The sequence below is a fragment of the Stenotrophomonas sp. Bg11-02 genome, from assembly GCF_002836635.1.
GTDB classification, from domain to species: Bacteria; Pseudomonadota; Gammaproteobacteria; order Xanthomonadales; family Xanthomonadaceae; genus Stenotrophomonas; species Stenotrophomonas lacuserhaii.
In genome coordinates this window covers 1-631 of the sequence record NZ_PJAY01000026.1, presented here as the reverse complement: position 1 = coordinate 631, position 631 = coordinate 1, and the positions used below count along the sequence as shown (strand labels likewise).

Below are 631 nucleotides of genomic sequence, written 5' to 3'. Positions count from 1 at the left end.
TGGTGTGGTCAAGACCAGCTCGACCCAGGTCTGCACGTCGATCGACAACGGCAGGATCTGCACGTCGCCCAGCACGACACGCGGGAGGTACTGGCCGAACATGGCCAGCACGAGCGTCACCACAGTCAGCGGAAGCGTCCACCAGAACCGGCGCGAGAAGTCGCGAAGTTCCGGATTGTCATCGTCCTCCAGGCTCGGCATTTCCGGCTCCAGCGCCATGCCGCAGAAGGGACAGTTGCCTGGACCTTGTTGCCGGACTTCCGGGTGCATCGGGCAGGTGTAGATGGCGCCGGGCTGTGCCACCTCGGGTTCGTCCTGGGGCGTCAGATAGCGCTCCGGATCGGCCACGAACTTCGCGCGGCATCGCTCCGAGCAGAAGTGGAAAGGTGTGTCGGCGTGGGTCGCATGATGCTGCGTCGTGGCGGGATCGACCTGCATGCCACAGACCGGATCGGTGACCCGTCCATCCGCAGCCTCGACAGGGGCTGCGCCTGCAGAATGGTGATGGTCATGGGACGACGGTGAGTTCATGCCGATGCTCGCTTTAGTGGGGATGGACTGCCAAGGCAGTGTGCCATTGCGGGTTACACAGCTATTCGGGGCTGAGCGTCCCGAGCACTGAAACAACAAT

General features: G+C 63.2%; 1 protein-coding gene. It reads right to left on the bottom strand.

Features of this window, described 5'->3' with window-relative positions; genetic code table 11:
• A partial coding sequence (locus CXG43_RS01305; RefSeq protein WP_157824971.1) for a heavy metal-binding domain-containing protein occupies nucleotides 1-531 on the bottom strand: 531 nt, incomplete at its 3' end.
• Nucleotides 532-631 lie beyond the last annotated feature (100 nt).